Source organism: Pseudoalteromonas sp. DY56-GL79 (genome assembly GCF_041414765.1).
Taxonomy (GTDB): Bacteria; Pseudomonadota; Gammaproteobacteria; order Enterobacterales; family Alteromonadaceae; genus Pseudoalteromonas; species Pseudoalteromonas piscicida.
In genome coordinates this window covers 64739-77171 of the sequence record NZ_JANHZS010000009.1, presented here as the reverse complement: position 1 = coordinate 77171, position 12433 = coordinate 64739, and the positions used below count along the sequence as shown (strand labels likewise).

At 43.0% G+C, this 12433-nt stretch carries 10 protein-coding genes; 3 read left to right on the top strand and 7 right to left on the bottom strand.

Going from position 1 to position 12433, the window contains the following annotated elements; genetic code table 11:
- Positions 1 to 266: 266 nt before the first annotated feature.
- The gene (locus tag NO992_RS08165) at positions 267 to 731 is read left to right on the top strand and encodes a hypothetical protein (protein WP_010375813.1); all 465 of its coding nucleotides are present in this window, start codon (positions 267 to 269) and stop codon (positions 729 to 731) included.
- Positions 732 to 794: 63 nt separating this feature from the next.
- Here the strand turns inward: NO992_RS08165 and NO992_RS08160 are convergent, their stop codons facing one another.
- From NO992_RS08160 to dinG, 7 genes are all read right to left on the bottom strand, one after another.
- On the bottom strand, positions 795 to 1589 hold the full coding sequence (locus NO992_RS08160; RefSeq protein WP_010375811.1) for an NPP1 family protein: 795 nt from the start codon (positions 1587 to 1589) through the stop codon (positions 795 to 797).
- Between the two features lie 100 nt (positions 1590 to 1689).
- Positions 1690 to 1851: a DUF2496 domain-containing protein gene (locus NO992_RS08155; RefSeq protein ID WP_010375809.1), complete on the bottom strand. Its 162-nt coding sequence runs from the start codon at positions 1849 to 1851 to the stop codon at positions 1690 to 1692.
- On the bottom strand, positions 1848 to 2120 hold the full coding sequence (locus NO992_RS08150) for a late competence development ComFB family protein (RefSeq protein ID WP_010375804.1): 273 nt from the start codon (positions 2118 to 2120) through the stop codon (positions 1848 to 1850). Before NO992_RS08150 ends, NO992_RS08155 begins: the two co-directional genes overlap by 4 nt.
- Positions 2121 to 2147: 27 nt before the next feature.
- Entirely contained in the window at positions 2148 to 3053 is a 906-nt protein-coding gene (locus NO992_RS08145) for a histone deacetylase (protein WP_010375801.1), read from the bottom strand.
- Positions 3053 to 3652 carry a primosomal replication protein gene (locus NO992_RS08140; protein ID WP_039496840.1) on the bottom strand — a complete coding sequence of 200 codons (600 nt, stop codon included), beginning with the start codon at positions 3650 to 3652 and terminating at the stop codon, positions 3053 to 3055. The genes NO992_RS08145 and NO992_RS08140 overlap by 1 nt, the downstream gene beginning before the upstream one ends.
- Positions 3649 to 4428 carry a TSUP family transporter gene (locus NO992_RS08135; protein ID WP_010375797.1) on the bottom strand — a complete coding sequence of 260 codons (780 nt, stop codon included), beginning with the start codon at positions 4426 to 4428 and terminating at the stop codon, positions 3649 to 3651. Before NO992_RS08135 ends, NO992_RS08140 begins: the two co-directional genes overlap by 4 nt.
- A gap of 2 nt (positions 4429 to 4430) precedes the next feature.
- On the bottom strand, positions 4431 to 6500 hold the full coding sequence (gene dinG, locus NO992_RS08130; protein WP_017216240.1) for an ATP-dependent DNA helicase DinG: 2070 nt from the start codon (positions 6498 to 6500) through the stop codon (positions 4431 to 4433).
- A 167-nt stretch (positions 6501 to 6667) separates the two neighbouring features.
- Between dinG and NO992_RS08125 the strand changes: the two genes are divergently transcribed.
- Together NO992_RS08125 and NO992_RS08120 are read left to right on the top strand one after the other, a co-directional pair.
- Positions 6668 to 9004 carry a DNA polymerase II gene (locus tag NO992_RS08125; protein WP_371375956.1) on the top strand — a complete coding sequence of 779 codons (2337 nt, stop codon included), beginning with the start codon at positions 6668 to 6670 and terminating at the stop codon, positions 9002 to 9004.
- A 380-nt stretch (positions 9005 to 9384) separates the two neighbouring features.
- On the top strand, positions 9385 to 12252 hold the full coding sequence (locus NO992_RS08120) for a TonB-dependent siderophore receptor (protein WP_045989197.1): 2868 nt from the start codon (positions 9385 to 9387) through the stop codon (positions 12250 to 12252).
- Positions 12253 to 12433 lie beyond the last annotated feature (181 nt).

Below are 12433 nucleotides of genomic sequence, written 5' to 3'. Positions count from 1 at the left end.
CTTTTTCTGCATTGTAGTGGGATGTAAAAAAAGTGCCAGTAAGGTGAAATTCACGTTTGCTAAAGTTAGCGCTAAATCGGCAAAAATAAGCGACAAAGCGCATTTCTGTAATACCTTGTAACGCTTTTTTATAGTTTGAAAAACTTTTTGATCTGAATTAAAGGCAACTGAACTTGTACTAGTAAGATCAATAGAAGTGGCTAAACTTAGCCGAGTATGATCAGCTCTTTGCAATAATTGATAAATGATGTTCATAAGGAGGTTATATGTACGTTGCGTTAAAATGGGACCATATTATCGGAGCACATTTTGTGCAGTGGATCGTCGTAAAGTGCAGTGGCGTAACGGACAAATTTGGATTGCCACAAGCCTTACCCCCTCGGCGTGATATTGCCTATTTCACCGATCCCCAATCTGCTGAGCAAGATGCTAAACAATTTGCGGATTACAAAAATACTGGGCAAATGGCGCATATTGAAAAAAAATACTCTCCTAACTTGGGGGAGCACCATGGCTTTTGTCACTATGCGTGGGATCACACCTATCTGGGGGAATTAGTAAAGCACGCGGTGCTCTACTGGGAAGACGGCAAACACTTTTCACCTGAACCACACCGAAGCGATGTTGCTTATTTTATCGATCCGCAAACAAGTGAAATGGATAGTATTTTCTTTGCACAATATAAGCTAGAGCGAGCAAGACAGCTTAGGCAAAAGCAAGACGCAGGTTAATACCTATTGGTATAAGCATATCGACTCACCTCACCGATGGGTGAGGTGAGTATGTCTTCGCAATTACTGAGCGTTATCTACATCACTTTGTGAGTACACTGGGTAGTCACTGGGTTTAAAGCGATTAAGGTTATTGAGGAAGCGACTGTCTTTAACGGGCAAGGTGGCGGAGCCATAGTCATATTGATTGAGCTTTTCTCGTAATTCCGTGTTCGAAATTCCATCTCCAGCCATTTTGTACCAACTGATGATAGCGGGTGTGACAAAGCGGTAATAGTTGTTTTCAGCGATTTCGTTTGATTTGGCGAAGCGCAGTGCATGGGTCAAAATACCGTCTTTATGATAGACAATTTTTAAATGGCCATTCTCGAATGGTAGCTCATTAGCAGGTTTAGTGAATAAGTCGCCATGTGCGCTATAACTACCGTGTGTAACTATCCCATCTCGAGTCCATACCGCTGCATACTCCCAGTCATGGCGGTGACCACCACCAAAGTAATCAAACACTTGGTCTTTTTTGAAGTAAAGTGCATAGAAGTGTCCACAATACTCGCCGCTAGTCGTTGTTTTACAGGCGTAGCGATGCACAGTATTAGAAGTATTTAAAAATTGATTATCTCGGCAATCACCAGTGATGCGACCCGATGTTTTTAGCCCTGAATTTTGCACACCAGTTCTACTGATCCCTGCACTAGGCAGGCAACCATCACCGTCAAAATCGAACACAGGTTCGGTACCATTGATAATGTAGGGGGCTGGTAGGGCTTCGTCTAATGCCGCAAAGTCATTGGCGTAAGCGTATTGTGTACACGCTGCAACAATTGCGAGGGACAATAAAGGGAGTTGTGTTGTTGTCATACTGCTTTCCTTAATAAATGCAGTTGTGCCGTTTTGCACAACCGCTATCGATTAGAATCTAAGGTTAAAAAAGAAGTATGACTTGAATGTATATTTAATGTTAAGTTTTTTGTTGGTTATTTAACTTTTTTTGAAAGTCAGATCTGACAATTTCAAGTGCAGCCATGACTTCTTCTGCTGGAAGATCATGCTCTTCTAACAACATAATAAGGTCGACGGCAAGTTTTACATGAGTTGGCGCTTGTTCTAGAGGGGTGCTCATACTTGAAATTGTTCCTTTTTAGCGATTTGTGAAATGGCAAAATCAATCGCACTTTCTACCGCTTGTTCCATTTTTACACGCTCGGGCTGAGGCAGGTAAAACTCCATGTCGACATCGTAGCGAATATAACGCGATGGAAGTTGGTTCAAAACAGTACAACAAAAATCGGCCATTACGTCTTCATCATAGATTTTATCTAACTTACGACGGACGATATGTTCGACTACCAGCTTTTCATAATAATTATGAATATCATCATGTAACTTCATACAGCCTCCTGCACATTCCTTTTAAGTTTATATCATAATAGCGGGGTTATCGAACAAAGCCAAAAAGGTTTGTTGATGTATATCTACAAGACGATCAACGTCGCGCTGATAGCCCCCACCAAGAGCAAAAGCTAACGGAATATTGAGGTGATGAGCATACTCAAAAACAATCGAATCTCGAGCCCTAACGCCTTGCTTTGAAACACTAAAGTGTCCTAGTTCATCACCTTGATACACATCTGCGCCGGCGTTATAGAGTATGATGTCTGGCTGGTATAATCGAACCGCCAGTTGTAAGGCTTCGCGGACGGTTGCCACATATTGTGCGTCCTGTGTATTCACAGGTAAGGCAAAGTCCAAATCGGATTGCGGTTTAACGCGAGGAAAGTTACTTTCACAGTGGATGGAGCAGGTAATGATATCGTCTCTATCTGCAACGATCGTTGCCGTGCCATCGCCTTGATGCACGTCACAATCAAAAATAAGCACTCGCTCAACCCGTTGATGGGCAATGAGCGTTGCTGCGACCACCGCCCAATCATTAAATATGCAAAAGCCGCTGCCAAAATCGCGATGTGCGTGATGATAGCCGCCGCTTAAGTTTGCTCCAAATCCATATTCGAGCGCAGACTGTGCTGCTGTTAAACCGCCACCTAGAGAAATCAAAGTGCGCTGCACGAGTTGCTCACTCCAAGGAAAGCCCATTTTCTTAATTGCTTTTTCGCTCAACGTGCCGTTTAGAAAGGCATCAACGTAATTACTGTCGTGGCAAAGTTGCAGTGCATCAGCTGTGATTTTTTGCTCGGGCTCTTTGATAAATTTAGCAAATTTACTGGCGTTTATTCGTTGGTATAATTTTTTATACTTGCTGATAGGGAAGCGATGCTTTTCAGGTAGATTTAGCTCGCTATAAATAGGGTGGTAGTAAAGCATTAACGGCTCTGACTTTTCTCAACTTCTTGAATTTTTTGCTCGGTGGCGGAAATGGCCTTTCTGCAGCGGCCAAGGCGGGCATGAAGGGCTAATATTTCGGCATTGAGTTTGGCAGCCTGAGTGGGATCTGCTTTGTCCATCTGTAGTCTTCTGAGATCAATCATTTCTTGCAGTCGACGCTCAAATTCATGATTTTGCGACAGTTCCTGATATAACTCATGGGACGACTGCATAATCTTCTGCACTGCTTTCTTATACACTTTGGCTTTTTTTGGTGTATTTAGTTTGTTTTCTTTCGCCCAGACCGGGGTTGATTTTAACACCTTCAACACGGCTTCCATTTGCGAGCCTATCCGCTCGATGGCAAATGTAAAGGCGTGACGTTGTTCACTTGGCGGCAGGTGAGACATTGCTTCTGCTATTTCTTCAACATAGTCGCTGAGCTTTAAGCTTTTAGTTCGAAATACACGGGCATCAAATAAGCTGGGCTGTGCCTGCATATAACGATTCTTATCAAACCATTTCGCAGAGTCAAATTGCGCTGCTTGTTGCTTTAAGCGGCTGACTTGTTGCTCAAGCTTGATAAGTCCTGTACTCACGAGAAATAAGCCTCAAAAATGAGCTTGCCCGCAAGTACAATAACCACAGTGTTAAAGAGTGGTTTGATCAGTTTGTTACCAAACTTAATCGCAGAATGCGCGCCAAGCCAAGCACCAAACATTAAAAAGGCGCCCATGGTGACACCAAGCATAAAGTTAACATGGCCCAAGGCTACAAAGGTGATAAGCGAAATAAAGTTGGAAACAAAGTTCATTGAACGAGCAAGACCACAGTTTAAAAGTAAGCTCATTTTATAGAGCATACTGTTAGACGCAGTCCAAAACGTGCCAGTACCAGGCCCTGCCATGCCATCAAAAAATCCCAACGATAAACCTTGCACCCATTGCTTGATTTTGAGTGCTCGATTCGCTTCAGGCAAAGTATGGGAATCTGTAGGGCTTAGTCTACCGACTAAGCTATAAATTGCGACAGCGATGATAATAACGGGGATAAGTTTATTTAAAAACTCGATACTGAGAAAGTCGACAAGCAATGTGCCCAATACAGCACCTATCGCAGTGGCAATAATAGAGCCAATCCAAAAGCTAGGTTTGAATAACTGCTTTTTGTAGTAGGTAAAGCTCGCGGTTAAAGAGCCAAAACTCGCGGCAAGCTTGTTGGTACCTAAGGTTAAGTGCGGAGGAAGGCCTGCAGTAAGCAAAGCTGGTACGGTAAGCAGCCCACCACCACCTGCAATTGCATCAATAAATCCAGCAGCCAGTGCGACTAAGCAAAGTAACCCCCAAGTTGTGGGATCTAAAGCGAGTTCAAACATTATTAATCAATTTGCCTTTTGTATGGTGGCAGAGTATCAAGCATGGCTTTGCCATAACGTTTTGTAACTAAACGTCTATCTAAGATGGTGATACGGCCGGAGTCTGATTCTTTACGCAGCAGTCTACCACAGCTTTGCACTAATTTCTTTGCAGCATCGGGTACAGTGATAGATAAAAATGGATTCCCCCCTTTACTTTGCACGAATTCCGCTTGGGCTTCTTCAATAGGGGACGTTGGCACGGCAAAAGGGATCTTAGTCACCACGAGGTTTTCTAAGTATTTTCCGGGTAAATCTAGCCCCTCGGATAAGCTTTGTGTACCAAATAAGATACTGCCGCGACCTAAGTCGATATTTGCTTTGTGACGAGTGAGTAGGGCGTCACGGGAAAGCTCACCCTGCACCAAAATATTGAGATTTTTACCTCTTAATTTTTCTACCACATGGTTCATTTGCCAATAAGAAGCAAACAGTACAAGGTTGGCCTTACTGGTGTCTAAGTAGGTTGGCAGGGCATCCGCTAAATAATCGCTAAAGGCTTTATCCGTTGGATCTGTTTGGGTTTTTGGCAAATGCAATGTTGCTTGATTGGGATAATCAAACGGAGAATCAGCCTTGATATATTTAACACCAGGCTCTTTTGCCAACCCGCTTTCGTGGGCGAAATGATCGAATGTGCCTAAAGCGCTGAGGGTTGCGGAGCAGAGCACCGCGCCTGCACACTCTCGCCAGAGGTTATCTTTCAAATAATAGCCGACTTCGATCGGGCAATCGCAAAGTAAATGGTCGTGATGGTGTTTGTATTCTAAGCGTTTTATCCACCTCGCATGTGGCACGCTGTCGCCTTTTCGCGCATAGCTAAACCAGAGTTTGTTGAGTTGCTCAAGCCGATTGATATATTGACCGCTTTCAACCAATAACGGGTCGGCTAAAAAAGCTTGCACATCGCCGTCTGAAACATCGCCCGACAGTGCATCATGCATCTTGGTAAGGCAACGCAGTGCATCTTGCGTGGCATCTGCGATATCTTTTGCTTTTACGGTGAGGGCTTCAGGTACTTCGCCATGACTAAAGCGGTAGGTATCGTCATCGTTATAGGTAAAGTCGCTCTGATCGAGTATATCCCTTACCGCTTTGAGATATTTCGCAGCGTCATTGGCTGCATCATTCAGTTTGAAATTCTGCCCAATGGCTTTTTGCGAAACCACAGTGTTTGCCATCTTTCCGCTAAACTTAAGTAGCTTTTCAAGCCACTCGATAGTGCCTTTAATCGTCGCCGCAGCAGAAGAAAAATCTCTGGTAATATGAGGCAGGTGGTGCGCTTCATCAATTACGTAAAATGTTTCTTCTGGTTCCGGTAATATCGTTCCGCCACCTAGTTCTAAGTCGGCCAGTAACAAAGCGTGATTAATCACTAGCACATCCATTTGTGCAATCTTTTGTCGAGCCAAATGAAAAGGGCATAAGTGATGAGATTTTAATTGCCGTTGGCAGGCGTGTTTATCACAAGCGATAACATTCCAAACTTTATCTGGAATTGTGTCTTCCCAGCTATCTCTGTCACCTTGCCAGCGCTTTTCCTGGTATGCAAGTGCTAACTCTCTTAAGCACTTTTGCTCCATTTGAGAAAGCGGACTGCTGGTTGTCGGCATCATCGACATTTGCATCTCATCATCACTGACAGCAGCCATCAGTTTTTGTACACAGATGTAGCGTTGACGGCCTTTTACGAGGTCAAATTTAAAGTCTATGCCTGAATGTTCTTTTAAAAATGGCAACTCTTTGTTGATCAGCTGTTCTTGTAAAGCGACGGTTGCAGTTGAAATGACGAGTTTCTTTTTACTTGAGAGTGCAACAGGAAGCGCGCCGAGTAGATAGGCTAAAGATTTTCCGGTGCCTGTTCCTGCTTCAATCACGCAAATACGTTGAGTGCGGTGATAATCACCTGAAAGTGTTTTTGCAATTTCGGCGACCAGATAATTTTGACTCGGACGAGGACGAAAGCCATCTAAAGCGGAGGCGACATTTTGATGTGCTTGGCGGATGGTTTTTTTTAGTTTGTCTGAGAGCATAATCTATTTAGCCTAGAGTTCTGATATGAAGCAAGCCTACCACTTGAGTCTCGATTTTTAGTTAATCACTGCGTTAATGGGTAGGTTTTATTCTGTTTGTGACTTTATGTTCAATAAACAGGTGGATATAATTACAGTGATTCGTCTATTTTAGGGTGGTATTGGAGTTGGCACAAGCGATATATCAGGGCTTTGTTTTATCGAGACAGCAGATGCAGGTAAATGGCCAACTGCGCTTGTGTTATTGGCTCAAATCGCAACATCAGTTACTCAAGGTGTGGGTAGAGGATGAGCAGCCCCTCTTTTTCATTAAACAAGATAAAAAAACGGAAGTAGAGCTGCTGCTAAGTCGCGCTCAGTTGCAGTTTAGCATCTTGCCAAGTCAACTAAAGCACTTCGATCAAGCCCCTGTTTGTGTTATGAAATTTCGCACCTTGAATCACTTCTATGAGGCAAAACAGCTACTTGAAAATAAAGTCGCATTATATGAAGAAGATATTCGCCATTCCGACCGCTATTTAATGGAGCGCTTTATTCGCGGAGCCGCTTGGGTCAAAGGTAAAGCCATGCAAAAGTCAGGCTACATCGAAATTACTCAGGCGCAATTTAAAGCTTGTGATGATTATAGGCCACACCTTGAAATGCTTTCTATCGATATAGAATGTAACGGCGAGGGGGTCTTGTTTTCGGTGGGCTTAGTGACCGATACGGAAAAGCTGGTGATTATGATAGGTGAGGCACAGCATGCTGCCGTCAATGTCGTTTGGGTTGAAGATGAAATTGCGTTACTAGAAGAGCTAGTCAAGCAAGTGAATCGTTTAGACCCAGATGTGTTAATCGGGTGGAACGTGATTGAGTTCGATGCCGCAATACTTGTGGAACGCGCACAGGCTAACGGCGTTGCACTTGCGATAGGACGAGATGGCGGAGCGATGTCGACCTTCAAAGGTAACTATACCCGGGTATTTATTCCGGGGAGAGTGATGCTAGATGGCATCGATATGATGAAAAATGCGACCTATCATTTTGAAACATTTAAACTGAGCTTTGTAGCTGAGAAGATTTTGGGTACTTCCAAGCTTATCGCACAGGATGACAGGCTTGAGGAAATCATCAGGCAGTTTCATCATGATAAGCCGGCGCTCGCAGCGTATAACTTACAAGATTGTCAATTGGTGCTCGACATTTTTAGTAAACTTAACTTGCTTGACTTTGCCCTCGCTCGAACTCAGTTGACGGGTTTGGAACTCGAGAAAATGGGTGGCTCAGTCGCTGCGTTTACTAACTTGTATTTACCATTACTGCACCGTAGTGGTTACATTGCACCAAATTTATCTGAGCATGGCATTAACTTTGACAGTCCCGGCGGTTATGTCATGGACTCAAAGCCGGGCCTCTACCAAAATATTTTGGTACTCGATTTCAAAAGCCTCTACCCCTCAATTATTCGCACTTTTTGTATTGATCCGATGGGGTTAATAGAAGGATTACAGCATCCTGAACATGCCATAGATGGCTTTAATAAAGGTAAATTTAGTCGCACGGAACATCATTTACCGGGTTTAGTCGCAGCGCTTTCCAGCGCACGTGAACAAGCTAAATTAGACAAAGACATGATGCTCTCGCAGGCGATAAAAATCATCATGAACAGTTTGTACGGCGTACTTGGGTCTAAGGGGTGTCGGTTTTACGACCCTCGTCTTGCGAGCTCGATAACGATGCGCGGTCATCAGATTATGCAGCAAACGCGAACCTGGATTGAACAGCTTGGATATGAAGTGATCTACGGCGATACCGACTCAACTTTCGTCTGTTTACCTGAGCCTTTGAGTAGCGAAGCGTGCCAAACAATCGGCAAGCAGTTGATGATGGAAATCAACGAGCGCTGGCGCGCACTGCTGATGGACAGCTTTGGCCTTCACAGCCATTTAGAAATAGAGTTTGAAACACATTATAGCCCTTTCTTTATGCCCACCATTCGTGGCCAAGAAGTCGGCTCTAAAAAGCGATATGTTGGGCAGATCACCGAGCTTGGTAAGCAAAAGCTGGTTTTTAAAGGAATGGAGACCGTGCGTAGTGATTGGACGGAAATTGCAAAGGAATATCAACAAGCAATTATTCGCGCGCTGTTTGATGGGCTCGACACCGTTGAGATCACCCACCAATACATAAATGAGATTTTCGCTGGAAAAGTAGACGAAAAACTCGTTTATAAAAAGAAGCTTGGTAAGTCTGTTGAACTATATACAAAAAATATCCCTCCCCAAGTAAAAGCGGCGAAACAGGCTATTGAAGATGGATTGTTGCAAACCGCCAAAAAGGGGGCACAAATACCGTACTATTTAAGTACCGATGGACCCAAGTTTGCGCAGCAAGGCAAGCTCGTAGATATTGATTATTATCAATACGTTGAAAAGCAAATTCTGCCTATATATCAGATGCTTCCCAATGCTTCTAAGCTATCAATTCGCTCTGATGGGCAGCAAAGTTTCGATTTGCTTTAATTGAGATCGTGCTATCAAACTTTCTGCGTCCTCCACTCTTAAAATTAATTAGTCAGTTAAATACACTAAAATAAAGTTCCCTTTTTGTTAACTAAAACTCCCTCCTTTGCTCGTTTATTGCTCTATTGTTTCGTTTTTGAGGATTTTTCGATTTTAATTTCAATTGAAAGTGTATTTTATTCTTTTAATTCAGCTTGTTGTGGTTTGTTTTTGTTGTGCCTTAAATTGGTAATTGCAAAAAACAGTATAATTAACCTTGATCATTGGTCTGGAGTTTGTTTAATATCTTGCCCCTAATGTTGCTATTTTAGAAATTAACAAGGCAACAAAATAATAATTAATACAAGCTGTTTACAATAAAACAATCCAGGGTGATTCACATGCTAAACAATAAGTTAACTAAGGCGGTTCGCTTAGCGATCGCGTTTGGTGGCGCTAGCGCTGCCGTGTTTGCAACCAATGCAGTTGCTGAAGAAGAAGGCGCGAAAAGCGTTGAGCGCATTGAAGTTACAGGTTCTCGCTTAAAACGCACTGACCTTGAATCTACTGCTCCAATCACAGTTATCGGCGGCGAAGCGCTAGGCGATATGGGTATCAGCAACGTTGGTGAATTTGTTCAATCAAACCCAGTTATGTCTGGATCGCCAGCAACAACAACGCGTAACAACGGCGGTAGTGGTGGTGTATTCGTAGAACTACGTGGTCTAGGTTCAGAGCGTACGCTAGTACTTATCAACGGTCGTAAGCCTGTAAGCTCAGACTTCCAGAATATTCCTGCTGCAATGATCGACCGTATCGAAATTCTAAAAGATGGTGCTTCGGTTGCATATGGTTCTTCAGCAATGGCTGGTGTTGTAAACATCATCACCAAAAAAGAACTTACTGGTGTTGAAGTTAAAGCAACAACGTCTTGGTATGACATGTTTAGTGGTGGTAAAGAGCAAAGCTTCCAACTAGTTGGTGGTAAAGAGTTCGATGCAGGCCATATCACAGTAGGTTTCGATTATACCAAGCAGGATCCAATCTATCAGGGTGATGTGAAAGACGTTAACTTCTTCCAGTATCCTTGGCAGGTGCTTTCAGAAGAAGGTGCTAAGAGTTTTTACGAGAACGGTTTAATCCCAGATGGTGACAATGCGAACGTATTCATTTTAGGTTCAGGTTCTACTCCTTGTGGTAATTTCTACGTTGAAGGTAAAGGTAACTTTACTAACGATAAATGCCCAAGTGGTGGCGACGGTAAGCCTTCTCTAAGTGACATGCGTCCATTTGTCGGCGGTGGTGAAGTAAACGATACTTACAACTACAACCCAGTAAACTTAATGCAAACACCTTTTGAAGTGATTAACTTCTTTGTTGATACTTCATTTGAATTAAACGATGACCTTGTTGTATATACAGAAACACGCATCAATAAGCGTACTTCAAAACAGGAACTTGCGGCTGTACCTTTCGACACAGCCTATGATCCAGGTTATGTAGTTACACTTTCAAATGGTTCTACGGCTAACGGTGTATCAGCTGATAACTACTACAACCCATTCGGTGAAGATGTTTATCGCTCTCGTCGTCGTATGCTTGAAGGTGGTCGTTACTTTGAACAAGATTATGTACGTTTCCAACAAGTTGCAGGTCTAAAGGGTGCAATTAACGACAACTGGCAGTTCGATGCTTACTACAACTATGGTGCAAATAGCCTTCAAGATACTGACTTTGGTCAGCTTTACGGCCCACACCTAGCAAAAGCTTTAGGTCCATCATTCAAAGATGACGCTGGCAATGTGGTATGTGGTACGCCTGACGCACCTATTTCTGATTGTGTATCGTTAAATGTATTTGGTGGCCCTGGTACTGTGACTCAAGAGATGCTTGATTACATTACTGCACCACTAGGCGATCACTACAATGATTCATTCCACCAAGTTCGTGTAGACGTGTTTGGTGAGCTATTTGAAGTTCCAGCAGGGTATGTTTCAAGTGCATTTGGCCTTGAGTATTACACCACTGAGTTTGAACAAGTAAATGATTCCGGTAAGTTCTTTGATTCAGTGACTGGTAATACCAGCAAGCCACTAACAGGTCTATCTAAGAACTACACAGCTGCATCAGCAGAGTTCTTAATCCCATTAGTGCGTGATTTAGGTGTTGAATCCGCAGATTTGACGCTAGGTGCACGCTATGACGACTTTAGCACAACGGGTTCAAACTTCTCTTGGATGGCTAAAATTGAGTCAAACATTTTTGATGGCTTAAAGTTCCGTGCAAACTATTCCGAAGTATATCGTGAACCAACACTAAGCGATTTGTATTCGCCAGAGCTTGATTCATTTGAAAGCGCTTCAGATCCGTGTTCTGCGGCAAACATTGGTGGTTTATCTGCAGCGGGTCAGGCTAAATGTCTTGAAATGGGTGCTCCAGCTGGCGGCCACAACAGTGCTGATGCGCAAGTTCGTACACGTTTAGGCGGCAACACAGGTGTTCAATCTGAAGAAGGTGAAACATTCACTATCGGTTTTGTTTGGGCTCCTGACTTTGTTGAAAACTTAGGTATTACTATTGATTATTGGGATATCAACATTGACGGTAAAATTGGTTCTCTAGCAACTGATGATATTCTGCAGGGTTGTTATGCCGGTCTTATCGAAGATATGTGTGCAAAAATCTCACGTGGCTTTGATGGCTCAGTTGACCGTGTAGACAGTCGTACAACAAACTTACAAAGCATGACTGCTCGTGGTATCGACCTTGATGTGAACTATTCATTTGACACAGACTTCGGTGCATTTGTAGCTAGCGTATCATGGACTCACTTCCTAGAGCGTGGCGAAGAAAACTTTGATGGTGAAACGGGTACATTTATTGTTGAAGATTTAGTTGGTAGGTTTGAAGATGATACATCTTACTTTGAAGACAAAATCTTATTCAATTTACGTTATGACCTAGACAACCTACGTGTTGTGTGGGCTGCAAACTACCAGTCTGGTCTTGAGTACGGTGATCTAACTTACATTAAGCGTGATAACTATGATTCATTAGCAGGTTTAGTTGCTAAAGTTGATTCGTACGTGTACCACGATTTAACGGCACAATACTCATTTGATACAAACACAACGGTGCAAGCAGGTATTCGCAACCTAACAGACGAACTACCTCCTTATATCGAAACAGCGTTCAACGCGAACACTGACGAAAGTAACTTCAAGCTATTCGGACGTCAGTTCTTCTTAGGTGTAACTCAGAAGTTCTAACCGAAATTTAGCAATTTTGACCCAAATCGGCCTCTGTTGAGGTCGATTTTTTAATTTCCCACTCGAGCTTGCCTCTTCTTGTAGTAACCCCACCCAATTTATAACAAATTCTTTGATGCGTGTTTATTTTATTGTAGATATGAATTTTCTATGTTTATCGAATGTTATTCATTACCGTGTG

Excerpts from the sequence above, each read along its gene's own strand:
- dinG (WP_017216240.1), bottom strand. The coding sequence starts at position 6,500 with ATGCTCTCAGACAAACTAAAAAAAACCATCCGCCAAGCACATCAAAAT.
- NO992_RS08155 (WP_010375809.1), bottom strand. The coding sequence starts at position 1,851 with ATGAGCACCCCTCTAGAACAAGCGCCAACTCATGTAAAACTTGCCGTC.
- NO992_RS08135 (WP_010375797.1), bottom strand. The coding sequence starts at position 4,428 with ATGTTTGAACTCGCTTTAGATCCCACAACTTGGGGGTTACTTTGCTTA.
- NO992_RS08120 (WP_045989197.1), top strand. The coding sequence starts at position 9,385 with ATGCTAAACAATAAGTTAACTAAGGCGGTTCGCTTAGCGATCGCGTTT.
- NO992_RS08145 (WP_010375801.1), bottom strand. The coding sequence starts at position 3,053 with ATGCTTTACTACCACCCTATTTATAGCGAGCTAAATCTACCTGAAAAG.
- NO992_RS08160 (WP_010375811.1), bottom strand. The coding sequence starts at position 1,589 with ATGACAACAACACAACTCCCTTTATTGTCCCTCGCAATTGTTGCAGCG.
- NO992_RS08150 (WP_010375804.1), bottom strand. The coding sequence starts at position 2,120 with ATGAAGTTACATGATGATATTCATAATTATTATGAAAAGCTGGTAGTC.
- NO992_RS08165 (WP_010375813.1), top strand. The coding sequence starts at position 267 with ATGTACGTTGCGTTAAAATGGGACCATATTATCGGAGCACATTTTGTG.